Here is a 24404-nt window from a genome sequence, read left to right on the forward strand (position 1 = left end):
GAGCATGCTCCGCACCGACCCCCGGTGCGGTACATCCCCTGAAAGTTTCGAGGATCTGCGAGATATGGCCTATGTGATCACGCAGCGTTGTTGCAACGACGCCAGCTGCGTCCCCGAGTGCCCGGTCGACTGCATTCGACCCACCCCGGAGCAGCCCGAGTTCGCGACGACCGAGCAGCTGTACATCGACCCCGACACCTGTATCGACTGCGGTGCCTGCGTGGATGCCTGCCCGGTGGAGGCCATCTTCTCAGAGGACGATCTGGTGGCTTCGCTGGCGCGGTTCCGCGACATCAACGCCGCATACTTCCAGCGGCATCCGCTCGAGTCGAACTTCGAGCCGATCACGACCCCGCCCCGGCCCCCCAAGGACCTGGGCACCCTGCGGGTCGCGATCGTCGGAGCCGGCCCCGCGGCCTGCTACGCCGCCGACGAACTGCTGCGGCGCGCCGACGTCGAGGTCGAGATGTTCGACCGGCTGCCGACCCCGTGGGGTCTGGTACGCGCCGGCGTCGCCCCCGACCATGCCGGCACCAAACGCGTGTCGACCATGTTCGAGAGCGCGTTCCGCCGCGACACCCTGCAGTACTACCTCAACGTCGAGGTCGGGCAGCACGTCAGCCACGAGGAGCTGGTGGAGCATCACCACGCGGTGATCTACGCCGTCGGCGCCTCCACCGACCGGCGGCTGGGCGTGCCCGGCGAGGATCTGCCCGGCAGCCACTCCGCGACCGAGTTCGTGGCCTGGTACAACGGGCATCCCGACTACGCCGACCGCACCTTCGACCTGAGCGGTGAGCGGGCGGTCATCGTGGGCAACGGCAACGTCGCCCTCGACGTGGCGCGGGTGCTGACGATGAGCCCGGACGACCTGGCGAAGACCGATATCGCCGACCACGCCCTGGACGCGCTGCGCAACAGCAGCATCCGCGAGGTCGTGGTGCTGGGGCGGCGCGGGCCGTTGCAGGCCGCGTACACCACCCCGGAGTTCCTGGCGCTGACCCACATGAAGGGCGTCGACGTCATCGTCGACGAGGCGGATCTGGAACTGGACGCGGAGAGCCGGGCGCTGCTCGACGATCCCGAGGTCGAGCCGACGCTGGCGCTGAAGTACCAGCTGGCGCAGGAGTACGCGGGCGCCCCGCGCAATCCCGGCCACAAGCGCATCGTCTTCCGCTACCTGACTTCGCCGACCGCGATCATCGGCGCCGACAAGGTCGAGGCGATCGAGTTCGCGCACAACGAGCTGGTACCGGACGCGTCCGGCAAGCTCGCGGCGCGCGCCACCGACCGCACGGAGACGCTGCCGGCCTCGCTGGTGCTGCGCTCGATCGGCTACAAGGGCCGTCCGGTGCCGGCGCTGCCGTTCGACGAACAGCACGGTGTGGTGCCCAACGAGCACGGCCGGGTGCTGGCCGACAACGCGCCGCTGACCGGTGTGTACGTGTCGGGCTGGATCAAGCGCGGCCCGCGCGGTGTGATCGGTTCCAACCGGGTCGACGCGACCGAGACGGTGGAGCAGCTGCTCGCCGACTTCGTCCAGGGCAGGCTCCCGGCGCCGCAGAGCGACCGGGCCGCACTGAAGGCGCTGCTGGCCCAGCGGCAGCCCGATCTGGTCGACCGGGAGGGCTGGAAGGCCATCGACGCGGCCGAGCGCACCGCCGGTAAGGCCAGCGGCCGCCCCCGGGTCAAGCTGACCAGTCTGGAGGATCTGCTGAAGGCCGCTCGCGGCTGACACAGAGCCGCCTGCGGCTGACACGGAAACCGAGTTTCGCGCTCCGGTTGTTCCCGGCACCGTCCGGGAACAACCGGAGCGCGACTCAGTTGGGCAGCAGGTTGATCATCAGCCCGTCCTTGGTGCAGACCGAGGGCACCTTGGCGCTGGGTTGTGCCCGGCAGTCCCAGCCGTCGACCGTCTTCTTCAGATCTGACTGCGCCACATAGGCGCCGACTACCCGCATCGCCTGCGCGCAGTCCACCAGGCCGGCGGTCCGGTGCACGGCGATGACAGTGCGGGCGACGCCGCCGGTATCGGTCACGCGGCCGCAGCTCACATCGCCGGGGCCGGTGGGCGGCACGGTCGTCTGCGGGGCCGGGGCCTCGGTCTCGGAGGCGGCCGGCCCGGTGGTCGTCGAATGTGTTGCCGCCGAATCCGATCCGTGCCCGCAGGCGGCCAGCGTCAGCACGCCCGTCGCGGCCAGTAACGCAAGATGTGCCTTCTGCACGCCGAGTTCTCCTCCGTCCGCGGATCTCATCGGCGGTGGAATGCCGCCGCGGTCCATCTTGACAGGCAAACTTCGTGCAAACGGTATTTCGTCAGCCCGGCAGTGGGCCGATGCGCACGGTGGTGGTCACCGCGTCGCCGACGATGAACCACAACCGCAGCACCGGATGACCGGTGGTGCGATCCCCGGGTTCGAAGCGGCTGCGGACGCTGATGTGCTGGCGCGCCAGCACCGGCGCCACATATTCGATGACCGCGCGATGCGGTCCGGCGACCAGTTTCGGGAAATCGACCAGGAAATGTTCCACCGCCTGCCAGTAGGCGGCATTGTTGACGTGGTTGTACTGGTCGATATCGGTGGCACGCACCGGGAACGGCAGATCGGTATCGGAGTCGGGCGGGGTCGGATCGGTGAGGAACGGCCGCCAGCGCAGCCGGTGCTCGGCGGTGGTCCGGGCCAGCAACGCCAGGCCCTCGTCGCTGATCCGGGTGGGCATGTTGGTCGATTCGTTGATGTTGATCCAGAAGCCCTCGGTCTCGATCAGCCCGCCGCCGGCGCTGGTCACCCGCACTCGCATATTCGTCCAGCGGGTCGACATCGCCGAGCACCACCGGCGCAACTCCACCCGATCCGGCCAGACGATCGGGCGGACCACATCGATGACCGTGCGGCGGACGATCCAGTTCGGATCGGTGCGCTCGAAGAATCCCGACTGCAGTTCCTCTTCCGCGATGTCCTGCAGATAGCGCGCCACGGCATCGAACCGCAGCCGGTTGTACGGATCCACATCACCAGCCCGGACAGGCCACGCCGCGGCGAAACCCATGCCCTCCTGGGGAAGCGGGGCGAGTGGCTGATCGAGTGACACTGGAGCTCCTCGCGCTGCACGGTGTGCCGCGTTTTCATGCGTTGCTGTTGCCACATGACTTTACGGGGCGCACGTCACACCGTTACGTTCGCCTCACCCCCGGCCGGGCCGGGTGATCGGCCCGCAAACCCGGACGCCGGCGGCGGCGCGGGTGGCCGGATTTCACGACTGCGGGCGGTAATTGGCCGCGACCCGCTGGGCGATGAAATCGGCCGCGGTGACCGGGGGATAGCCGCCGCCCGGGCCCTGGATCACCGCATCGCGGTCGGCCTGGGCGAAGAAGGCGATGCTGTAGCGGTCGCCCTGGTATTCGTCCGCGCCGGGGCCGCGTACCCGATGGAAATTGGACGGCAGCAGATCATCGCTCCACCGGGTCAGCATGTCGCCGATGTTGCAGGTGATCAGCGCCGAGGACGGGGTGATCGAGGTCCACTGCTGCCCGGTCATCTCACGGCCGGGACAGACCTGGAGACCGCCCTGGCCGTCGCGCTGGAAAAGCAGTGTCAGACAATCGAAATCGGTGTGCGCGCCGGCCCGCCAGCGGCCCGGCGCGCCCCGCAGTTCCGGCGGTACCGCGTAGTAGTGCAGCAGCCGCAGCGTGCTCTGGTACTGCGGGGAGGCCGGATCGTGCGCCGCGGTGAAATGGTCGCGCGCGAAGCCGAGCCGATCCGCGAAGCAGGACAGCACCCGCATCGCCACCGACCAGCACTGCTGCTCGAAATCGAGAAGTTCCGTGGCAAATCCGGGCAGTTCGCCCGCGTCCGGCCACAACTGCGCCATGTGCGGCCGGGTGATCTGGTAGGACTCCTTCTGATCCGGCACCCCGATCGAGGGCCGCACCTGGCTGAGGCTCTCCCAGCCCGCGTTCTTCGCCTTCACCAGAGCGTATTTCGCCTTCACGGCGTCCGGGAGGGCGAAGAAGCGTTCGGTCAGCGCGAACGCCCGGTCGACCCGCTCCGCGGCGATGCCATGCCCGGCCAGCTGGAAGAAGCCGATCTCGGTGGCGGCCGTCCAGAGTTCGTCGGTGATCTCCGCGCGCCGGGTGTCGAAATCGCCGAGGTCGATCACCCGGATCTCGCGCGTGTCGGTCTCGAGGCCGAGTCCGCCCATCTGTTTCTCGCGGTCCACCTCGGACAGGTCGTATTCGGTGGTCATGCTGACTCCCGGTTCGGGCGCGGTGCGCATCGGCTGGTCGGCAATCAGTGTGCGAGGAAATGATTACATGCAATCGGTTCGATGTTTCGGGCAGGTCAATCATGATTGCATGTCATATCGTGCTGTTGTTGCGGTGTCCGCCTCAGACTCGGAGGTCCGCTCCCGCGGGCAGGAATTCGATCGACGGTTCCAGGCCGGGTTCCAGGAAGGCGAGCAGGGCCGCCCCCTCGGCCTCGGCCTCGTCGCGTTCGGCCGCCGTCCAGTCGCGCAGCGGCACGATGCGCAACCGGGCCCGGGTCTGGTCGGTGGCGATCTTGTAGATGCCGGAGAGATATCCGTCGACCAGGATCGGTGACACCTGGGCGGCCAGGTGCCGCAGCGGTGGCGCGGCGCCGTCCGGCACGATGCGCCGGCGGTCCTGATGTGACAGGTACGCGTTGTCGTACCAGCCCAGGAAGCGCACGGGCGCGGGCAGATCCGGATCGGCGAGTTCGGCGTCGGCCGGATCGTAGAGGGTGCGGCCGCGCTCGTCGGTATAGGTGCGCAAGCGGTCGCCGAGTTGTCGCACCGCGTCCTTGATCCCGACCAGCTTCGACCAGGTCTGGATGTCCATGGTGCTCGCGGGCCCGAAGGCGCGCAGGTAGCGCAGCACCAGTTCGGCCAGTGGATAGCCGGGTTGCGGCGGCGCGCCCAGCCAGGGCTCGACCCGGGACCAGGTGGGCCGGCTGTTGTCCCGCCACAGCCCGCGCGGCGGGGTCTGGAGCACCGGCAGCTGATACAGCCAGGTCTGTAGGACGGCGCCCGGATTGCGATCCGGATAGTCGGCGGCGGCCCGAACCCGCAACGCCGCCGCGGTGGTGGGTTCGTCGCCGAGTGCCCGCTCGCCCCGGGCCCGCACCTCCTCCGGATCCAGCCCGACCATGGCGCCGCCGTTGAAACCCTTGCGGAACGGAATCTTCTCCAGCTCGGGCTGGATGTGCGGCGCGATACGCAGCGCGTCCGGTGGGGTGACCAGATGAATGGTGGCTCGCATCAGGGTGATCCGGACCAGGCTGCGCTCGGTGAGCCCGCGCGACACCGCCGCCGGATCGAATCCGGCGATGCGGCCGAACAATCCGATGAACGGCGGTGTCACGTCCTGTGCCTGCAAGCCGACCAGGTGGTCGCACATCTCGGGCACCGACAGGCCGCTCCGGTGCAGCAGATGCTGGCGCTGCAACAGGGTGCGGTTGAGGACTCGATCGGTGAGCGTCATGGTGGCGCCACTGTACGGGCGGGCACCGACAGCTCAGCGCAGCGTCACGACCACCTTGCCCAGCGCACTCCGGTTCTCCAGCGCCGCAACGGCTTCCGCGGTCCGCTCCAGCGGGTACAGCACCGGTTGCGGCGGCGCGATCCGGCCGTCGGCCAGCAGCGGTTCCACCTCGGCCCACTGCTCGGTCAGATAGCCCGGATGCGACAGCACCCAGGCGCCCCAGCCGACGCCGATCACGTCGATGTTGTTGAGCAGCAACCGATTCACCCGGACCGTGGGGATCTCGCCGCCGGTGAATCCGAGCACCAGCAGCCGCCCGGCCGGGGCCAGCGACCGCAGGCTGTCGGTGAACCGGTCGCCGCCGACCGGATCCACCACCACGTCGACCCCGCGACCGCCGGTCAGCTCCTTCACCGCGGCGGCCCAGCCGTCGGTGAGCACCACGTCGGTGGCGCCGTTGGCCCGTGCGACCGCCGCCTTCTCCTCGCTGCTGACCACCGCGACCACCCGGCTCGCGCCGAAGGCCGGGGCCATCCGCAGCGTCGAGGTGCCGATGCCGCCCGCGGCCCCGTGCACCAGCACCGTCTCACCCGCCGCCAACCGGCCGCGGGTGCGCAGCGCGCAGTGCACGGTCAGATCGTTGAACAGCAGGCCCGCACCGGCCGCCAGCGACACCGCGTCCGGCAGCGCGAAGACCTGTCCGGCCGGGACCACCGCGACCTCGGCCAGGGCGTTGCCGAGCATGGTCAGCGCCACCACCCGATCGCCCGGCCGGACGTGCGCCCCGGCGGGCGCCTCGCGCACGATGCCGGCCACCTCGCCGCCGACCACGAACGGCAGTTCCGGCTTGATCTGGTACAGGCCCCGGCTCATCAGTACGTCCGGGAAGGCCACTCCCGCCGCGTGCACGTCGATGACGATGCCGTCGGCGGTCGGCTCCGGCTCGGGGATGTCGACGATCTCGATGGACTCCGGGCCCTCGAGCTTGCTGACCTGGGCTGCGCGCATGAATCGGCCTCTCTTCCGCAATTGACGTCGGATTCAAGTTAGCGGATGCGGGTGCGGGACCATCGCTGGGAAGGCATTCCGTTACCCCGACCGGCCGAATCTTGCTACGCTCAGCCGGCCGAATCGAGCAGCCGCCGCCGTCTGCACCACCGCGTGTGCCGCCGTCTTCGCCCAGGGGGAGTCATGGCCGGTAAGAACGATCCGCCTGCCGCACTGCGGGTCGATACCGTTGCGCTGAATACCTTCGCGAAGACGCTCCGCGACGAGGCCGCCACCGTCGTGGCGCTGCACTCCGGGCTCTCCGATGCCATGGCCGCACTGCCCGGCACCCGCTGGGAGGTCGCCTGCGGGCAGGCGAAGGACACCGTCGACCAGGCACTGAACCGTGTCGGCGAGCGCCTGTCCACGGTCGCCGACAGCATCGAGCACACCGGGAAGGTCGTCGAACTCACCGACGAGCAGTTCCGTGCCAAGCTGACCACGATCGGACTGCACCCATGACCCTCACCATCCCCGATGTCGAGAAATGGGTCCCGGAGGAGCTCACCACCGCCGCCACCGCGGTCGGCAAACTCTCCGGCGATCTCGACCGCACCGTCATGTCCGGCATCGCCAAGACCCAGGCCCTGGCCTGGGACGGCGCCGCCGCCGCGGCCGCCGCCGACCGCCTGACCACCGAGAAGGCCAGATCCTCCGCGGTCAGCGGGGCCCTGCTGCAACTGCAGTCCGCCCTCACCCAGCAGGTCGACAACCTGCTGCACACCAAGCAGACCGTCCTGGACCTGCGCAACCAGGCCGAACACCCCCCGGGCGCCGGCATCCCCGGCTACACCGTCAGCCCCACCGGCGCCGTCTCCGCGGACGCCCGCATCGACTGGATCCGCCGCAGCCGCCGCGGCCCCCACGGCGAGGACCTGTTCACCGAGGCCCGGATGCAGGCCATGATCGGCACCGAATACGGCGAGGCCCTGGCCTGGCAGGTGAAGATCATGCGCGCCCTGCAACAGGCGGAAAACGTTGCCGAACAAGCGATCACCACAGTCAACCAGGCCCAGCAGGCGATCGCCGCCGCCCACCAGGGCCTCGGCGACCCGATCACCGGCGCGGGTGGCGCTCCCGTGGTTCCCACCGCCACTCCCGTCGCCGCCGTCGCACCCGCACCCCCGCCGCCGCCTGCCGCTCCCGTGGCCCACGAGCCCCTCGGCAGTTCCCCCGGCCGCACCACCTTCCACGGCGTCACCGACGGGCACAACGGCGGCGTCAACATCCCCGCGGCCGACACGAACTACCAGACGGTCGCCTACGCGCACAGCCACGGCAACACGCAGGCCGACTGGATCCAGCAGGCCAAGGACGTCCTCATCGGGATGGGATATCCGCCCCATGTGATCGACGAGAATGCGATCGCCACGATCATCAAGTACGAGTCTGGTGGAAATCCGGAGGCGATAAACAATTATGATTCCAATGCGGCCGCCGGACACCCTTCCATCGGTTTGATGCAGACCATCAACAGCACTTTCAACGCATATATGGCCCCTGGTCACGGTGATATCCGGAATCCGGTGGACAACATCATCGCGGCCAGCCGATATGCCATCGCGCGCTACGGGTCGTTGCAGAACGTTCCAGGTGTTGTCGCAGTGGCCCAAGGCCTGCCCTATCGAGGGTATTGAGCTGCGGTCACGAGCTGTTGGCAAGCAGCGCGTACTGGGCCGCGGCCCGTTGCTGTGTCTCCCACAATCGCTGGCCCAGCAATAGAGCCGCATATCTCCCGTACGAGACGAAGCAACGGAATTCACCAGCCGGTACCACATCGAGATCGCGTCGACAGACCGCACCGGGGACCTTGTCCGGGGGATCGACCGGCCGATGGTTCACCGGGTCGCCCAACTCCGCCGAATCGCGGACGAACTGCTGAGCCGCAGCGGCGTCTCGTGTCCGGAATACCAAGGCGGCCGGTGTGACCGCTACTCGGTCGACAACCGCGCGTTGCAACACCGGCAGCCGACTGCCCTGGTCGAGAACGTAATTCGAATAGCCCGGCAGCGTGAATACCAGTTCGCCCTGGCCGTCGGGCGCGGGAATATGCGGGGAGGCGTGCAGGGTACGAATCAGCACGTGGTCGGGATCCTGTTGCAGAGTGCTCAGCTGATCCGGCGGTGTGGGTTCGAAGTGATCGAGTTCCGGTAGCTCCGCGCGCAGATACCGTTGTGTCGTCTGGACGAGTCGATCGAGGTCGGTGGTGCGTGCGTCCGCCAGAATGGCGATCACGAAGGCGTCGTGCGCGAGTGTTGTGCCCAGCGTGGGTACCGACGGTCGCCAGTGCGCGGCGGCGTCGGGGTAGTCAGGCAGTTGGACAGCTGTGTTCTCCGGATTCGCAGCGAAATCGGCGGCATCCATGTCATGTGCAGCCGCTGCCGCATCCTCCGGTCCCGGGAAGCGCAGCACGGTGACCGTCAATCCCTCTCGCTCGCGGGTTCCGTGCACGGCCTTGGTGAGCGGCATGACGGAATCGGCGGAGCCGGTCGAGAATCCGACGAGGAATCCGTGGGCGGTCAGCGCGGGAACCGTGGTCTCGTACAGATAGTCGGTGACGGAGGAGGTATCGGTGTGTGCCTCTGCCGACGCCCCGACGGCGTAGGCGGGATCGACCGAGTACGGACTGAGCACGGCACCGGCCAGTCGTGCGGCCTCGATGCGGAGATATCCGACCCGGTCCACGATGCGCGACATGGTGGGCGGCTGGGCCGAATATCTGCCGGTGTCCAGGGTGTGGACGTCGATCTCCGCCGGTGTGCCGGTTCCCCGGATGGTCGTGCAACCGGTGACGACGACCGCGACGACAGCGAGGAAACCCGTGCACCGGGTGAGTCTCATATCGGCTACCTCCCACCGGGAAGATTCGCGAGGATGTTCTGAACGATCTCCTGCGCGATCGCGCATCGGATCCCCGGTGTCCGCAGTACCGACCGGTTCTCTGCTCGTGCTGTCACAATTTCTGCCGAACCGTCGCCGAGAATTCTGTAGATGCCGGTTCGAGTACAGGTGGGTGAATCCAGTTCCGCTTCGGTGACGAACACATCCTCACCGGGTGGGAGACCGTCGAGCCGGATCGGTCGCGTCACCGGATCCGGGGGCTGTTCCCGGCCGAGATCGATGGTCAGTGTGTTGGCGCCGATCCAGGTGCAGGCGTGTAGTGCTTCCGCGCTACCCGGCACGCGATCACCGACCTTCATATTGATCGCATCGTTGGTCACGAGCGAGCACGGATCCTGCCGAGCGAGTGAGTACCGGATGTCCGGTAACAACGGGGGACCGGCTGTGATCCGGGCCGCGAGGTGGACGACAGCCGAGTCCGCGCGAGCGCATCGGTCCTGTCCCGAGCCGCCGAGGACCCGGACGGTGACACCATATTGCGGGTCGGTCCTGGCCGGCTGTAGTCCGCGGGTGCAGGAATCGGTTTCCGGGGCATCGAGAATCAGAATCGGCACACCCGCTGCGGTGCGGCCTGTGGTGTGAAAGCCGTCGATCCGATCGACGGCCACCTCGAGTCGATACTCACCCGCCTGCGCGTCACAGCTGCCCCATCGGCTGGAGCTCGGCGGTCGGCTCGCGTTGCCCATGGCGGAGGGCTCCTCGATGAGTGCGCACATGTCGAGAGATCGCAGGGTGGTGAGATTCATGTCACCCAAGGGGTTTGCGGTTTCCGTTGGTTCGACGTGGCGGCCCTGCCCCCAGATCACTCCGACTGCCACCGCGACGATCAGCACGGTGACGGCGGCCGTCACTGCGGCCCACCTGCGTCTGCCACCGTGTCCGGCGTGCGGCGGTCCGGCCATTCGGTCGCCGGAGGACGTCCTGACAACCTGGGGTGGGATACCGGTGCCGTCGTCGATGCGGGTGGCTTCCGGATCGGCGAGCGCCGCCGCCTCGTCCGTGTGTCGCCGGATCGCCCGGTGTACATCCGATGACCACGGCGGGCCTTGCGGCATCGGGCCGAGGAAATCGAGAATCTCCTCGACGGTGGGCCGTGATCCGGGATCTTTGCGCAGGCACGGCACGACCAGTTCGCGTACCCGTGGCGGAAGCGCCCGCAAGTCGGGTTCGCCGTGCAGGATCTTGTACAGGGTGTCGGGCATCGTCGACCCGGCGAAGGGACTTCTCCCGGTGGCCGCCATGATCAGCACGACCGCGAGCGAAAAGATGTCGCTGGCGGGTGTCAAGGACTCGGACAGCGCTTGTTCCGGCGACATGAACGCCGGTGAACCGATGATCGAACCGGTTCCGGTCAGATCGGATCCGTCGCCGACGGCGCGAGCGATCCCGAAGTCGATCACCCGGGGCCCGTCCTCGGCAAGGATGACGTTCGCAGGCTTCAGATCTCGATGTACGAGTCCGACCCGATGAACGGCCCGTAGCGCGGCGGCCAAACCGACTGCGAGGGATAGGATCCGGTCTTCACTCAGCGGCCCGAAGTCCGCGACTGCGCGATCCAGCGATACTCCGGGCACGAAGACAGAGGCCAGCCAAGGAGAATCGGAGTCCACCTCGAAATCGACGACCGCTGCGGTGAATGCTCCGGAGACGCGTGCAGAAATTTCTGCTTCGCGGCGGAACCGGGACAGAAAGCCTTCTTCCGCAACGAGATGCGGATGTATCTGTTTGATGGCGACGAACCGGCCGTCCGGCCCCGTCGCGAGCAGCACTCGCCCCATTCCGCCGGTGCCGAGCAGACCGAGAAGCCGGTATCGTCCGATGCGCGCAGGATCCTCGGGGCCCAGGCGTGCCACCATCAGGCGTTCTCCAGCCTATCGATTACGGCCACCAGGACCTTTTCGGTGATCGCGCATGCCGGATCACTGAAGTCGATATTCCTGGGCCGTGCGATCACCTCGATGATCTCGCCGCGATTTCCGGCGGTCGGCTGTTCGACCCGTGCGGTCGAGCATGTTCGGTCCGACGAAACGGCTCGGGCGGCGCTGAAGGAGCCGACTTTGCGGTTGCCGTCGACATTGATCAGCTGATACGTCGGATCGTTGTCCACCCGCTGCGCTTCCATGGTCCGGATGGTGAGCGTCACCGTGCTGCCGGTCCAGGTACAGGTGTGGATATCGGCCTCTTCGGGCCGGGCATCGGCACCCGCCGTGGCGGCGATCACCGACTGGTCCAGCGAATTGCAGGGATCCACCCGCACCACCGAGCGCCGCGGCAGCGACGCCTGAGGCGGCGTGATGAGCAGCCGATGGACCACCGCACGCAATGCCGCCATGGCGAGCGGGCAGGGATCGCCGGCGAAGTTCGTGACCGTAGTAGTGATTCCCAATCCCGGTCCGGTGCGTACGACCAATGTCCGGCCGCAGGATCCCGATGTTCCGGTGGTCCCGAGAACCGCTCCGCCGGCGAGAGTTTCGGTCGCTGTGCGGGACAGCGAGGCGTCGACCGCAGTGCCGACTCCGATCCCGAGTGTGGCCTGCTGGCCGTTGACTGTGCCGAGTCGGGTGGTGCACACGGAGGAATTCACCGGGTCCGCGGTGGCCGGGGTGCCGAGTGCGCCGACGACGTCCGGCCCGAGCAGCGCGCAGGTGTCGATCAGCCGGAGTTGGTCCTCCGACATTGTCAGGGTTCCTCCGGCGAGCGGATCGGGAGATTCGACGGAGCGCCGGTGGTGCATCGAGATCGCGACAGCCGCGCCGCTGATCAGCACGGCCGCGATCGCTACGGCACCGATTCGCCGTGGCCACCGGCGGCGCCCGTGTGCATCGGCCGACCGGATGCCGGACTGCGCCCACCTATCGGCTTCGGCCTGATGATCTGAAATATCCTGTCGCACAGCCGGACTCCAGCTCGAGCGAGCCGCGAGTCGTTCCACCGCTTCGAGTATCTGCCCCGGCTTCGGTCGTACCGCCGGATCTTTCGTCAGACATGCCTCCACCAGCGGCCGGAGCGCGTCGGGCACGCCACTGGTGTCCGCGCGCCGGTGTGTGACGTTGTAGAGAGTCTGCGGGGTGGAGGAACCGAGAAAGGGGCTACGCCCGGTGGCGGCCAGCACCAGAATCGCGCCGACGGCGAAGACGTCACTGGCGGTGGTCGGTTCGCGGCTCTCGGCTTGTTCCGGCGACATGAAAGCGGGAGAGCCGAGTAGCGCGCCGGTGCCGGTCAATTGGAGATCGATGCCCGGGTTGTGGGCGATACCGAAGTCTATGACGCGAGGGCCATCGGCGCTGAGCAGGATGTTGCCGGGTTTGAGGTCGCGATGAATCATGCCTGTGCGATGGATCTCGGTCAGGGCGGCGGCCAGTCCGGCGGTGAGCAGCCGGAGGCTGCCGAGCGGGAGCGGGCCGTGTGCACCGATGACATCGCGCAATGACGGACCGGGCACATAGACCGACGCCAGCCAGGGTTGCGGAGCGTCCGGGTCCGCGTCCATGACGGCGGCGGTATACGCGCCGGTGACCAATACCGAGGCATTCACCTCGCGCCGGAACCGCTCCCGATACTGCGGGTCTTGCGCGAGATGCCGATGGACCACCTTGACCGCCGCGAGCCGTCCGTCCGGCGACCGCCCCAGCAGCACCCGCCCCATCGCGCCCTGGCCGATGACCGCGACGAGGCGGTAGCGGCCCAGCGTGCGGATATCGTGCGGCCCCAACGGTTTCACGGCACAGCCCTCCCCTGCTGTCGTTATGGTACCGGCGCGGGTTGCGGAGTGCGGTCGGATGCGGCGGCCGGCTACCCGTTGCGGTAGGCCGGGGCTCGGGAGGTGCCGGCGGGGGCGAGGGTGTGCAGCAGGGGCAGGGTGCGGCGGCGGACGACGGTGGACAGGACGATCACGCTGTGGGAGCGGACCACGGCGGGGCTGCGGTCGATGCTCAGCAGCACCGATTGCAGGCCGGTGTGCGAGTCGGCGCCGAGGCGGCACAGCACGTCTCCGGAACCGGTGGTGGCGTAGGCCTCCAGGACGCCGGGGATGGCTTCCAGGTCGGTGGCGACCGCGTCGAGGGCGCCCTGGGCGATCTCCAGGGTGACGAAGGCCTGGACGTCGAAGCCGGCGGCGGTGACGTCGACCTGCGGGTCGTAGGAGGTGATCACGCCGGATTCCTCCATGCGGGCGATGCGGGCCTGCACGGTCGCGCGGGCGACCCGGGTGCGGCGGGACAACTCCAGCACGCCCGCCTTCTGGTACTCGTGCATGGCGTCGAGGATCGCGAGGTCCAGTTCGTCCAGTTTGGCGGGCTGGTGCGGCATCGGCGGCTCCCTTCTGTGAACTGTTCAAATTGTCCAGCACATGCCCGGTTTCGGTGGCGCAATTCACCACCGTGTCGAGCGAATTCGGCCGATCTTGCCCAGTCCCGCGCGGTGGAGATTTGCTTGGCTCATGACACTCGACAACCTGCCGAAGGCGGACGATTCCCCCAGCGACAGCGAGTTGCGCCGGCTCGTGGGACTCGTCGACCACGATTGGGCGCGTGATCCCTTCCCGGTGATCGGATGGGACGCGCTGGTCTGGGTGGTCGGCAACGCCACGGTATTCGCACACTATCTGCAATCGGCGTTCGGGATGCGGCTGGAGGCGTATTCGGGACCGGAGACCGGCAACCGTGATCACAAGGGGTTCGTGCTGCGCAGTGGCAGTGCGCGATTCGTGATCACCGGCGCGGTGGATCCGGACAGTCCGCTGGTCGCCCGGCAGGCCCGGCACGGTGACGGGATCGCCGACATCGCGCTCGAGGTGCCCGAGGTGGACCGCTGCGTCGCGCAGGCCCGCGCGCAGGGTGCGACGGTCCTGGTGGCCCCGCACGACGACCGGGACGAGTTCGGCGTCGTCCGCAGCGCCACCCTGGCCACCTACGGCGACACCCGTCACACCCTGGTGGACCGTTCCCGCTACGACGGCCCGTATCTGCCCGGCTACGTGGCCGCCGCCTCGCCCGCGAATCCGGCCCGGCTGTTCCAGGCGGTCGACCACGTGGTCGGCAATGTCGAACTCGGGCGGATGAACGAGTGGGTCGACTTCTACAAGCGGGTGATGGGCTTCCGGAACCTGGCCGAATTCATCGGCGACGACATCGCCACCGAATATTCGGCGCTGATGAGCAAGGTGGTGGCCAGCGGAAACCATCGGGTGAAGTTCCCGCTCAACGAACCCGCCCCCGGTCGCAAACGGTCCCAGATCGATGAATATCTCCTGTTCCATCGCGGGCCGGGGGTGCAGCACATCGCCCTGGCCACCGGCGACATCCTGGCCGCGGTCGACGCATTGCGCGCGGCCGGGGTGGAATTCCTCGCCACGCCGGATGCCTACTATTCGGATCCGGAATTGCGGGCCCGGATCGGGCATGTCCGGGTGCCGGTGGAACAGTTGCGCTCGCGCGGCATCCTGGTCGACCGGGACGAGGACGGCTATCTGTTGCAGATCTTCTGCAAACCGCTCACCGACCGGCCGACGATCTTCTTCGAACTGATCGAGCGGCACGGGTCGCTGGGCTTCGGCAAGGGCAATTTCAAGGCGCTGTTCGAGGCCATCGAACGGGAACAGCAGGCCCGCGGCAACCTGTGAGCGCAGGTCACCGGCCCACAGCTCGGCTGTCTGCTTTCCGTGGCCGCGCCCAGTAGAGTGCCAGGCATGCGGATCACGTCGGCGATCGTCGCGACGACAGCCATCGCAGCCCTGCTCGCGGGGTGTGGGTCGGGTGACAAGTCGGACAGTGACGGCCCCGCGGTGCGTCCCCCGGCGAAGGTGGCGGCGCTGGGACCGTTCACCGGCGAATGCGGCGGCGTCACCGACGACGAGGTGCGGTCACTGGGTGGGCTGGATCAGATCTCCCGCTCGTTCAAGAATTCGGTGGGCTGCAATTGGGAGTCGGCCGGGAGCGGCTCGCCGAGTGTCACCTTCGCCTCCTATCGGGGCAGTCCGATCGGGCGGGAGCGGGCCTGGGTCACCGCGCAGGGCCGCAATCCGGAGGATATCGACGTCGGCGGGCACAAGGGGTTCCAGGACGCCTCGCCCGACGGTTCCATCTGCGATCTGGCGGTGCAACTCGGCGACGATTTCTTCGAATGGTCGACCTCCACCGGATTCCTCCCGGCGCAGACCGGCAATCCGTGCGACAAGAACCGCAAACTGGCCGAACTGACCGTGCAGAGACTGAAGTGAGGCGGCCCATGAGAACTCCGGCCGTGCTGATCGCGGCGCTGGCGGTCGCGGTGGGATTGTCGACGGCCGGCTGTGGCCGGACCGTCACCGGCACGGCGCAACCGGCCGGCGGCAGCGGCGGTGGCGTCAACATGAATTTCGACAAGCTGTTGCGTGAATGCCAGGTGGTGCAGCAGGACGAGATCGCGAAGGCCACCGGGGCCGCCAGCGCCGACTCGTCCTTCAACGGCGCGGTGTGCATGTGGGATCTGACCGGCGCGCCCGGCGGCGACGGCATGGCCACGCTGAACTGGTACGAGATGGGCTCACTGACCAACGAGAAGCAGAACAACGACCGCCTCGGCTATCTGACCTCGGATATCAACGTGCAGGGCCGGCGTTCGCTACAGATCCGCCGCCCGAACGATCCGGATTCCTGCGGTGTCATGGCCCCCGCGGCCGACACCGGCATCATCGGCTGGTGGATCAACTATCGCCCCGGTGGCGGCCATCCGGATCCGTGCGACGGGGCGAAGAAACTGGCGGAATTGACCTTGAACCTCGCCCGATGACATCGGGCGCGCGGCGTAGCACGGGGGCCCCATTTTTGCCCCCCGCCGCGCCGACAGGTATCGTGGATCGCTGTGCCCGGATGCGTGCGGGCAAGTTGTGAGCAGGACATAAGCCAGCGAGAGCGGCCGACGGTTTCAGCGTGCCTCGGAAAAGGCCTCTGAACTGCGCGCGACACGCCCGACCTCGGGACGCGAGGGATGCGGCAACCGAACACAGACATGAAGTTCCAGACACCTGGTTACTAAATAAGGAAAGCCGGTCTATGCCAACCATCAACCAGCTGGTCCGCAAGGGTCGCAGCGACAAGGTCGCCAAGACCAAGACTGCGGCCCTCAAGGGGAGCCCGCAGCGTCGTGGGGTGTGCACTCGCGTGTACACCACGACACCGAAGAAGCCGAACTCCGCGCTGCGTAAGGTCGCGCGCGTTCGCCTGACCAGCTCGGTGGAGGTCACGGCCTACATTCCGGGCGAGGGCCACAACCTGCAGGAGCACTCCATGGTGCTCGTGCGCGGCGGCCGTGTGAAGGACCTGCCGGGTGTGCGCTACAAGATCATCCGCGGCTCGCTCGACACCCAGGGTGTGAAGAACCGCAAGCAGGCCCGCAGCCGCTATGGCGCCAAGAAGGAGAAGAGCTAATGCCGCGCAAGGGCCCCGCTCCCAAGCGTCCCCTGATCAACGATCCGGTCTACGGATCGCCGCTGGTCACTCAGCTGGTCAACAAGATTCTGCTCGACGGCAAGAAGTCGACCGCGGAGCGCATCGTCTACGGCGCGCTGGAGCAGGCCCGCGACAAGACCGGCACCGATCCGGTGGTGACCCTGAAGCGCGCGCTGGACAACGTCAAGCCCGCGCTGGAGGTCAAGCCCCGGCGTGTCGGTGGCGCCACCTACCAGGTGCCGGTCGAGGTGCGGCCGGGCCGCGCCAACACCCTGGCCCTGCGCTGGCTGGTGAACTTCGCGCGGCAGCGTCGTGAGAAGACCATGGTCGAGCGTCTCGCCAACGAGCTGCTGGATGCCAGCAACGGCCTGGGCGCGTCGGTGAAGCGTCGCGAGGACACCCACAAGATGGCCGAATCCAACCGGGCCTTCGCGCACTACCGCTGGTGAATCGGCTCCCGGATCGCCGCGAAACGGCACCGGGAGGCGAGTCACAGTCGGGCGCGTCACGCTGAAGTGCTGGGCACTATAGCGCCGCGCCCGACGTTGAACAAGTGATGGCCTCGGGTCATGGCTGAAAGCCGATACCGGCCGACGTCGTGGTCAGGGTCGTTCCCGATGATCCCTACACAGCTGAACGCCTAAACACAGAGCGGGGAAGATTTCCGTGGCACAGGACGTGCTCACCGACCTCAACAAGGTCCGCAACATCGGCATCATGGCGCACATCGATGCCGGTAAGACCACGACAACCGAACGCATCCTCTTCTACACCGGCATCACCTACAAGATCGGTGAGGTCCACGACGGTGCGGCCACGATGGACTGGATGGCACAGGAGCAGGAGCGGGGTATCACCATCACCTCCGCAGCCACCACCTGCTACTGGAAAGACAACCAGATCAACATCATCGACACGCCCGGCCACGTCGACTTCACCGTCGAGGTGGAGCGGTCGCTGCGCGTGCTCGACGGCGCGGTTGCGGTCTTCGACGGCAAAGAGGGCGTTGAGCCGCAGTCCGAGCAGGTCTGGCGGCAGGCCGACAAGTACGACGTGCCCCGCATCTGCTTCGTCAACAAGATGGACAAGCTCGGCGCGGACTTCTACTTCACCGTGAAGACGATCAAGGAGCGCCTCGGCGCGAAGCCGCTGGTCATCCAGCTGCCGATCGGCGCCGAGGACACCTTCGAGGGCATCGTCGACCTGGTCGAGATGAACGCCAAGGTGTGGCGCGGTGAGACGAAGCTCGGCGAGCAGTACGAGGTCGTCGAGATCCCCGCCGATCTGGCGGACAAGGCGGAGGAGTACCGGCAGGAACTGCTGGAGGCCGTCGCCGAATCCGACGAGGAGCTGCTGGAGAAGTTCCTCGGCGGTGAGGAGCTCTCGATCGAGGAGATCAAGGGCGCCATCCGGAAGCTGACCGTCAACTCGGAGCTCTACCCCGTGCTCTGTGGCTCGGCGTTCAAGAACAAGGGCGTGCAGCCCATGCTCGACGCTGTGATCGACTACCTGCCCAACCCGCTGGACGACGGTGGCACCGACGGCCACGTACCGGGCAAGGAAGAGGAGATCATCCACCGGGACGCGAGTGTCACCGAGCCGTTCTCGGCGCTGGCGTTCAAGATCGCGACCCACCCGTTCTTCGGCAAGCTGACCTACGTCCGGGTGTACTCGGGCAAGGTCGACTCCGGCGCCCAGGTCATCAACTCGACCAAGGGCAAGAAGGAGCGCCTGGGCAAGCTGTTCCAGATGCACTCCAACAAGGAGAACCCGGTCACCGAGGCCCAGGCCGGCCACATCTACGCGGTCATCGGCCTGAAGGACACCACGACCGGCGACACCCTGTGCGATCCGCAGAACCAGATCGTGCTGGAGTCCATGACCTTCCCGGATCCGGTCATCGAGGTGGCCATCGAGCCGAAGACGAAGGCCGACCAGGAGAAGCTGGGCACCGCCATCCAGAAGTTCGCGGAGGAGGATCCGACCTTCAACGTGAAGCTGGATCAGGAGACCGGCCAGACCGTCATCGGCGGTATGGGCGAGCTCCAGCTCGACATCTACGTCGACCGGATGAAGCGCGAATTCAAGGTCGAGGCCAACATCGGCAAGCCGCAGGTGGCCTACCGCGAGACCATCACCAAGAAGGTCGAGAAGCTCGAGTACACGCACAAGAAGCAGACCGGTGGTTCGGGCCAGTTCGCTCGCGTGATCATCGCCCTGGAGCCCTTCAAGGGTGAGGACGGCGCGACCTACGAGTTCGAGAACAAGGTCACCGGTGGCCGCGTGCCGCGCGAGTACATCCCCTCGGTCGACGCCGGCATCCAGGACTCCATGCAGTACGGTGTCCTCGCTGGTTACCCGCTGGTCAATGTGAAGGCCATGCTGCTCGACGGCGCCTACCACGAGGTCGACTCCTCGGAAATGGCGTTCAAGATCGCGGGTTCGATGGCCCTCAAGGAAGCGGCCCGCAAGGCCGGTCCGGTGATTCTCGAGCCGCTGATGGCCGTCGAGGTCACCACGCCCGAGGAGTACATGGGCGACGTGATCGGCGACCTGAACTCCCGCCGTGGCCAGATCCAGGCCATGGAGGAACGCAGTGGTGCCCGTGTCGTCAAGGCGCTGGTTCCGCTCTCGGAGATGTTCGGTTACATCGGTGACCTGCGGTCGAAGACCCAGGGCCGGGCGAACTTCTCCATGGTGTTCGATTCGTACGCGGAGGTTCCGGCCAACGTGTCGAAGGAGATCATCGCCAAGGCGACCGGCGAGTAGTTCATCGGTTTCCTGCACGACCAAGTAAGTACCAACCGCACTGCTGCTAAGTAAGCACCAACAAGTCCAGGAGGACAAAAGTGGCGAAGGCGAAGTTCGAGCGGACGAAGCCCCACGTCAACATCGGCACCATCGGTCACGTCGACCATGGCAAGACCACGCTGACCGCTGCGATCACCAAGGTTCTGGCCGACAAGTACCCGACGCTCAACGCGGCGTTCGCGTTCGACCAGATCGACAAGGCGCCGGAGGAGAAGGCTCGTGGTATCACGATCAACATCTCCCACGTCGAGTACCAGACGGAGAAGCGGCACTACGCCCACGTCGACGCCCCGGGCCACGCCGACTACATCAAGAACATGATCACCGGTGCGGCCCAGATGGACGGCGCCATCCTCGTGGTCGCCGCCACCGACGGCCCGATGCCGCAGACCCGTGAGCACGTGCTGCTCGCTCGTCAGGTCGGTGTGCCCTACATCCTGGTCGCGCTGAACAAGGCCGACATGGTCGACGACGAGGAGATCCTCGAGCTCGTCGAGATGGAGGTCCGCGAACTGCTGGCCGCCCAGGAGTTCGACGAGGACGCCCCGGTCGTGCGCGTCTCCGGCCTGAAGGCGCTCGAGGGCGACCCGCAGTGGACCCAGTCCGTGCTGGACCTGATGGACGCCGTCGACGAGTCGATCCCGGACCCGGTCCGTGAGACCGACAAGCCGTTCCTGATGCCGATCGAGGACGTGTTCACCATCACCGGCCGTGGCACCGTCGTCACCGGTCGTGTCGAGCGTGGCATCGTCAACGTGAACGAGGAAGTGGAGATCGTCGGCATCAAGCCGAAGACCACCAAGACCACGATCACCGGCATCGAGATGTTCCGCAAGCTGCTCGACCAGGGCCAGGCGGGCGACAACGTCGGCCTGCTGGTCCGTGGCATCAAGCGCGAGGATGTGGAGCGCGGCCAGGTCGTCATCAAGCCGGGCACCACCACCCCGCACACCGATTTCGAGGGCCAGGCGTACATCCTGTCGAAGGACGAGGGCGGCCGCCACACCCCGTTCTTCAACAACTACCGCCCGCAGTTCTACTTCCGCACCACCGACGTGACCGGCGTCGTGACCCTCCCCGAGGGCACCGAGATGGTCATGCCGGGCGACAACACCGAGATGAGCGTCAAGCTCATCCAGCCGGTCGCCATGGAAGAGGGCCTGCGCTTCGCGATCCGCGAGGGTGGCCGCACCGTCGGCGCCGGTCGCGTCACGAAGATCATCAAGTGACGTTGTCCCGCAACGTGACTCGACGGTGACGTTCCCCGGAACGTGACAATCGCACAAGGGCCGCTCCCGTCCGGGAGCGGCCCTTGTGTCGTGTGCGAACGCTGCGCCGGTGGTACGGGCCGAGCGGTGGCTCTCGTCGTTCGTTCGTTCGGCCGGCGGCATACGACCGCTCTGCTGATGCGATGACCAGGATTACCTTCGACCCGGGCCGGCTCGGGGGTCGGCCCTGTGTTCGCGGTCTGCGGATCAGGGTGAAGGACGTGCTGGAACTCTTGGCCGCGGGGGAGTCCGAAGACTCGATTCTCGAGGACTACCCCTCCCTCGAGCGCGAGGATATCCGCGCGTGCTTGGCATTCGCCGCCGCTGAGGCCGACCACCCGATTTTGCGGTCGGCATCTTGACGTTTCTGGTCGACGCGCAGTTGCCGCACTTGCGCGCGCCATCGCCACCGAAGGCTACGACGCGATACATGTGTGTGACATCGACCTGACCTCGGCGTCCGATCATGTCGTATGGGACGAAGCCCTGCGGCGGGGAGCAGCCGAGTCGGCACTACTGGCGCGTCGCCTGCCGTCGTGTGGTCGCGGATCGGCAACTGTTCGAGAAAGGCTCTGCTGGAAGCGTTTCTACCGTTGCTGCCGACCGTCGTCGACATGTTGGCGGCCGGCGAGACGGTTGTCGAGGTGCGCTGAGTCAGGGTTCCTCGGTGGCGGCGAGGAGGGCTTCGGCGAAGGCGCGCATCTGGGTGGTGCCGCCGAACCAGGCGGAGACCAGGTCGACGGCCGCGGTGCGGGTACGGTGGGCCGCGCGGACGAAGTCGGCGAGGGAGTAGTCGCCGGATTCGACCTTCTTGGCGATGTTTTCGAGGTTGTGGCTGGCCAGCAGTAGTTGCATCACCAGGTGCACGTCGACGGCGGCGGGGGTGTCGCTGAACGAACCGGAGCCGGTGCCCGTGCCGCGGCTGCGGCGGCCGGTCGGCTCGGCCCCCACTACCGGCTCCGGCCGGGTGATCGGGTCGGCGCCGGGGGCGGCGTGCCGGTCCGGTTGCCCGCGTTGGATATTCGTGTCCGGCGGGATGAAAGGCTCTCGCGGAGTGGATGTTTCACGGGAGACGCCGGGGGTGCGCTGGGCCAGTGGTTCCCGATGTGCGGCGGGCTCCCAGTTGTTGACGGGTTCGCGCTGGGGGAGCGGCTCGCGGTGATTGACCGGTTCGCGCTGGGCCACCGGTTCGCGCTGGGCCACGGGCTCGCGATGATTGACCGGTTCGCGCTGGGGGAGGGGGTCGCGGTGATTGACCGGTTCGCGCTGGGCTATCGGTTCGCGGTGGTTCGCGGGTTCGCGCTGCGCCAGGGGCTCGCGGTGGTTAGCGGGTTCGCGTGGGGCGAGAGGTTCGCGGTGGTTGACGGGTTCCCGCTGAGCGGGGGGTTCGCGGTGATTGACGGGTTCGCGTTGGGCGAGCGGCTTGCGCTCGGGGAGCGGGTCGCGCTGGGTGAGGGGCTGGCGCTGGGCCAGGGGGTCTCGCTGCGGCAGCGGATCGGGTGCGGTGAGCGGATCGCGCTGGGGCAGCGGGTCGCGGGTGGCCGGTGGATTGTGCAGTGCCGACGGCTGTCCGGGCGAGGCCGGATCGGAGGAGTGCCGGGCGGAGTCGCCGGGGGAGATGCGGTGGCGCAGTTCCGGTTGCGAGATCGCGGGTGCGGCGGGCTGCTGGATCGGATCTGGTTGGGGGACGGACAGATCCAGGGGGTTGCCGGGGGCGAAGCCGGTGTGTTGCGCGGATTCGTGGGCCACGCCGTTGGATTGGGCCGCGGCCGCGAGTTCCGCCTTGGCGCGTTCGGTGATCGACTCCAGCATGGCCATCACGGTGGCGCTGTGCGGGCCGGACAACTCGGGGAGGCCGGCGGCGCCGTTGCCGTTGCCGTTCCCGGAGTCGAGAGTGGCCGGTGTCCCGGATATGCCTGGTGTGTCGGAGAAGCCGGCGGCGCTCATCGCGGCGGGGGTACCGGTCGTGCTCAGCGCGCCGGGTGTGCCTGGGGCGCTGGACATTCCGGACATGCCGGGGGTGGACGCGCTCAGGGACGCTGCCGAGACGCCGGGGGTGCCCGGCAGCGGCGTGCCCGGGGTGGCGGGTGTGCCGCCGCCCAGATTCCATTCGATGCCGGAATCGGTTCGGCCCCACTGCACACCGTCGGTGCGGCCGAGAGCGGTCCGTCCGGTCGTGTGGGCGGAGCCGTTGACGCCGGTCGGGTCGGCTCCGGTGAGCCCGCTGGTCGATCCCGGGCTCGAATCGCCGGCCGAGTTGGTCAGACGGTATCCCGCCGGTCGGCCGCGTTGCGGTTCGGCGAAACTTGCGAAATCGGCGTCCGTCATAGTCGCCATTCTTACTCCCCCGGCCGGATCTGGCGACCAGACGGGGCACACGCTGGTGTGATCCCGCCGACCCCCACTCGCCCCCGCTACTGTACTCATCGCCGCGGACTCGGCAGCCAGCGGCCGGAGCGCTGTTTCCCCAGCGCCTGCGCGGCGGCGGTCTCGATTCGCCGGGCCACGAGGCCGGGTTCGTCGAGTTCGTCCCAGGTCCAGCGGGCCACTGCCCAGCCGAGCTCGCGCAGCCTGGTCTCACGATGCTCCGCCGCGGCGGAGCCCGAGCCCGGCGAGCGGCGGGGGAGGGTGCAACCCGGTGGGTCGCCGTCGAATTCGCCGATCACCCCGATGTTCGGGAACAGGAAGTCGACCCGCGCGACGAAGCCTGCCTCGGGCGAGAGGATGCGGGCCTGCAACTCCGGCGGCGGAAATCCGGCCTGGCGCAACACGACCCGGCTGCGTGACTCGCCGACGCTCTCGGCGCGCCGATCCAGGAACCGCACCACCGCCGCCGCGTTGCGGTGACCGGGACGGTTGTCGAGCCGGCGCAGCTGATCCCGCAACTGGGCCCCGGTGGCGCTACCGCGCCGCAGTGCCCCGTCCCCGCACACCACCGACTGTTCGAACGGCTCGGTGCGGGCCAGGTCGATGAGGGTGCGGGCCACGGTGGTACAGCGGACGCCGTCGACGACGGTGATCTCCGCCGGCTCCAGCAGCGCGGAGTGCACCATGAGGCGGGTGCCGCGCCGCCCGCCGTTGCGCCGGTTCCGGGTGAGGTGCGCACGGTCCAGCCGTAACCGCCAGACCGGCAGGCCGTGCAGGACCGCCGCGGAAACATGGCTGACGACAGCCGAATCCGACGCGGATGCGACGGTGGCGTGGACGAGTAACCGATGTCGTTCGGGCGCCGGTACCGCGGCGGCCGGAGCGGGTAGATAGTGCCCGGCTCGCAACCGGTGCCAGAGCCCGTGGCGGCACAGCCGATGCAGATCGGTATCGGACAGGCCGGCGGCGAGGGCGGCACGGCGGGAAATCGACTGCGGGGTGGCCATATGCCGATCATGGCCACCCCGCAGGTCGGATTACTGCCCCGAAGTCCCGGATGTGGACAACTCGGGGGGTGTG

At 67.7% G+C, this 24404-nt stretch carries 22 protein-coding genes; 11 read left to right on the forward strand and 11 right to left on the reverse strand.

Annotated features, from left to right (window positions below; genetic code table 11):
* Positions 1–64 precede the first annotated feature (64 nt).
* Complete coding sequence (locus LBW94_RS36380; RefSeq protein WP_225058383.1) at positions 65–1735, forward strand: FAD-dependent oxidoreductase; 1671 nt, start codon at positions 65–67, stop codon at positions 1733–1735.
* Between the two features lie 85 nt (positions 1736–1820).
* Here LBW94_RS36380 and LBW94_RS36385 read toward each other — a convergent pair whose 3' ends face one another.
* The 5 genes from LBW94_RS36385 to LBW94_RS36405 form a co-directional block, all read right to left on the reverse strand.
* On the reverse strand, positions 1821–2225 hold the full coding sequence (locus tag LBW94_RS36385) for a DUF3558 domain-containing protein (RefSeq protein WP_225058382.1): 405 nt from the start codon (positions 2223–2225) through the stop codon (positions 1821–1823).
* Positions 2226–2316: 91 nt separating this feature from the next.
* On the reverse strand, positions 2317–3093 hold the full coding sequence (locus LBW94_RS36390) for an acyl-[acyl-carrier-protein] thioesterase (protein WP_225058381.1): 777 nt from the start codon (positions 3091–3093) through the stop codon (positions 2317–2319).
* A 162-nt stretch (positions 3094–3255) separates the two neighbouring features.
* Complete coding sequence (locus tag LBW94_RS36395; protein WP_225058380.1) at positions 3256–4248, reverse strand: isopenicillin N synthase family dioxygenase; 993 nt, start codon at positions 4246–4248, stop codon at positions 3256–3258.
* A gap of 142 nt (positions 4249–4390) precedes the next feature.
* The gene (locus LBW94_RS36400) at positions 4391–5503 is read right to left on the reverse strand and encodes a winged helix DNA-binding domain-containing protein (protein WP_225058379.1); all 1113 of its coding nucleotides are present in this window, start codon (positions 5501–5503) and stop codon (positions 4391–4393) included.
* 33 nt (positions 5504–5536) lie between these two features.
* Positions 5537–6511, reverse strand: coding sequence for an NADPH:quinone oxidoreductase family protein (locus LBW94_RS36405; protein ID WP_225058378.1), 975 nt, complete (start codon positions 6509–6511; stop codon positions 5537–5539).
* A 183-nt stretch (positions 6512–6694) separates the two neighbouring features.
* Between LBW94_RS36405 and LBW94_RS36410 the strand changes: the two genes are divergently transcribed.
* Both LBW94_RS36410 and LBW94_RS36415 read left to right on the forward strand, forming a co-directional pair.
* Entirely contained in the window at positions 6695–7012 is a 318-nt protein-coding gene (locus tag LBW94_RS36410; protein WP_225058377.1) for a WXG100 family type VII secretion target, read from the forward strand.
* Positions 7009–8187 carry a transglycosylase SLT domain-containing protein gene (locus tag LBW94_RS36415; protein ID WP_225058376.1) on the forward strand — a complete coding sequence of 393 codons (1179 nt, stop codon included), beginning with the start codon at positions 7009–7011 and terminating at the stop codon, positions 8185–8187. Before LBW94_RS36410 ends, LBW94_RS36415 begins: the two co-directional genes overlap by 4 nt.
* Before the next feature lie 7 nt (positions 8188–8194).
* On the opposite strand, the gene LBW94_RS36420 is transcribed toward LBW94_RS36415, so the two are convergent.
* The 4 genes from LBW94_RS36420 to LBW94_RS36435 form a co-directional block, all read right to left on the reverse strand.
* Complete coding sequence (locus tag LBW94_RS36420) at positions 8195–9391, reverse strand: hypothetical protein (RefSeq protein ID WP_225058375.1); 1197 nt, start codon at positions 9389–9391, stop codon at positions 8195–8197.
* A 5-nt stretch (positions 9392–9396) separates the two neighbouring features.
* Complete coding sequence (locus LBW94_RS36425) at positions 9397–11307, reverse strand: serine/threonine-protein kinase (RefSeq protein ID WP_225058374.1); 1911 nt, start codon at positions 11305–11307, stop codon at positions 9397–9399.
* Positions 11307–13172 (reverse strand): serine/threonine-protein kinase, encoded by a 1866-nt coding sequence (locus LBW94_RS36430; protein WP_225058373.1) that lies wholly within the window; start codon positions 13170–13172, stop codon positions 11307–11309. Before LBW94_RS36430 ends, LBW94_RS36425 begins: the two co-directional genes overlap by 1 nt.
* Before the next feature lie 71 nt (positions 13173–13243).
* Positions 13244–13759, reverse strand: a complete 516-nt coding sequence (locus LBW94_RS36435) for an Lrp/AsnC family transcriptional regulator (RefSeq protein ID WP_225058372.1) — start codon at positions 13757–13759, stop codon at positions 13244–13246.
* A 130-nt stretch (positions 13760–13889) separates the two neighbouring features.
* On the opposite strand from LBW94_RS36435, the gene hppD reads away from it, so the two are divergent.
* The 8 genes from hppD (at position 13890) to LBW94_RS36475 (ending at position 21319) form a co-directional block, all read left to right on the forward strand.
* A complete protein-coding gene (gene hppD / locus LBW94_RS36440) occupies positions 13890–15071 on the forward strand; it encodes a 4-hydroxyphenylpyruvate dioxygenase (RefSeq protein ID WP_225058371.1) in 1182 nt (393 codons plus the stop codon).
* A 66-nt stretch (positions 15072–15137) separates the two neighbouring features.
* The gene (locus LBW94_RS36445; protein ID WP_225058370.1) at positions 15138–15668 is read left to right on the forward strand and encodes a DUF3558 domain-containing protein; all 531 of its coding nucleotides are present in this window, start codon (positions 15138–15140) and stop codon (positions 15666–15668) included.
* 8 nt (positions 15669–15676) lie between these two features.
* Positions 15677–16219 (forward strand): DUF3558 domain-containing protein, encoded by a 543-nt coding sequence (locus LBW94_RS36450; protein WP_225058369.1) that lies wholly within the window; start codon positions 15677–15679, stop codon positions 16217–16219.
* 263 nt (positions 16220–16482) lie between these two features.
* Complete coding sequence (gene rpsL / locus LBW94_RS36455) at positions 16483–16857, forward strand: 30S ribosomal protein S12 (RefSeq protein WP_019932691.1); 375 nt, start codon at positions 16483–16485, stop codon at positions 16855–16857.
* Entirely contained in the window at positions 16857–17327 is a 471-nt protein-coding gene (gene rpsG / locus LBW94_RS36460) for a 30S ribosomal protein S7 (RefSeq protein WP_225058368.1), read from the forward strand. Before rpsL ends, rpsG begins: the two co-directional genes overlap by 1 nt.
* Before the next feature lie 217 nt (positions 17328–17544).
* Positions 17545–19647, forward strand: coding sequence for an elongation factor G (gene fusA, locus LBW94_RS36465; RefSeq protein ID WP_225058367.1), 2103 nt, complete (start codon positions 17545–17547; stop codon positions 19645–19647).
* Between the two features lie 80 nt (positions 19648–19727).
* Positions 19728–20918, forward strand: a complete 1191-nt coding sequence (gene tuf / locus LBW94_RS36470; protein ID WP_225058366.1) for an elongation factor Tu — start codon at positions 19728–19730, stop codon at positions 20916–20918.
* A gap of 182 nt (positions 20919–21100) precedes the next feature.
* Positions 21101–21319, forward strand: a complete 219-nt coding sequence (locus tag LBW94_RS36475; protein WP_225058365.1) for a DUF433 domain-containing protein — start codon at positions 21101–21103, stop codon at positions 21317–21319.
* A gap of 292 nt (positions 21320–21611) precedes the next feature.
* Here the strand turns inward: LBW94_RS36475 and LBW94_RS36480 are convergent, their stop codons facing one another.
* Positions 21612–23294 (reverse strand): hypothetical protein, encoded by a 1683-nt coding sequence (locus LBW94_RS36480; protein WP_225058364.1) that lies wholly within the window; start codon positions 23292–23294, stop codon positions 21612–21614.
* Between the two features lie 86 nt (positions 23295–23380).
* On the reverse strand, positions 23381–24331 hold the full coding sequence (locus tag LBW94_RS36485) for a type IV toxin-antitoxin system AbiEi family antitoxin domain-containing protein (RefSeq protein ID WP_225058363.1): 951 nt from the start codon (positions 24329–24331) through the stop codon (positions 23381–23383).
* Between the last annotated feature and the right edge of the window lie 73 nt (positions 24332–24404).

Source organism: Nocardia sp. alder85J (assembly GCF_020176955.2).
Lineage (GTDB): Bacteria > Actinomycetota > Actinomycetes > Mycobacteriales > Mycobacteriaceae > Nocardia.